Genomic DNA, 605 nt, shown 5'->3' on the forward strand with positions numbered 1-605 from the left:
GGCATAGAGTAGGAGAAAGAGTTTATAAAAAAAAAAAAGAAAGGAGTGAAATTAATAGGGTTATACGAAGACAGAAAAAGAGATAGTAGTGAAGGCACTCTGCCAGATCATATGCTGGGAAAAGTAAGTGATGAACTTGAACTGGACCGTCTGGGTAAGTTGCAACATGTCTACATCGCCATGCAAATGCATGCAAAAGACCGCATTGCCCGCTACTGGAATCAATTTGCGTACACGACTACAACCACATACTTTTTACCGTTCTTTTTCTCTTACAACCTCCTGCACATCCGCTTTCAAACCCTTTTCCTTGTTCATACGCTTATCTTCCACGATACCCCCTTTATCGTCATTTCAGCTTTGGCACATCTTCTTGCATCTCTTTTCCTTTCCATCATTATCCTTCTCCTTTTTTCCCCATTTTTTCTGTTCTTTGCCATTGCCGTCTTTCTCTCATCCTCAGCTCCTTTTCTCTTTATTCAACCTCGCTTTTGTCTGTTTTTCTCCACTATCAATGTTTTGTAGTTCCTCTCCATGTCAGTATTTGCCACTGGTTTTGACCTTCAGCAAGCCATCAATGACTCCCCTCGTTTCCCCCCTTTTCG

1 protein-coding gene is annotated in these 605 nt (G+C 41.7%); it reads left to right on the top strand.

Annotated elements, in window-relative coordinates:
- Nucleotides 1–45: 45 nt before the first annotated feature.
- The gene (locus GMA8713_RS26255) at nucleotides 46–525 is read left to right on the top strand and encodes a hypothetical protein (protein WP_198159614.1); all 480 of its coding nucleotides are present in this window, start codon (nucleotides 46–48) and stop codon (nucleotides 523–525) included.
- Nucleotides 526–605: the final 80 nt, after the last annotated feature.

The organism is Grimontia marina, assembly GCF_900060185.1.
GTDB classification, from domain to species: Bacteria; Pseudomonadota; Gammaproteobacteria; order Enterobacterales; family Vibrionaceae; genus Enterovibrio; species Enterovibrio marinus.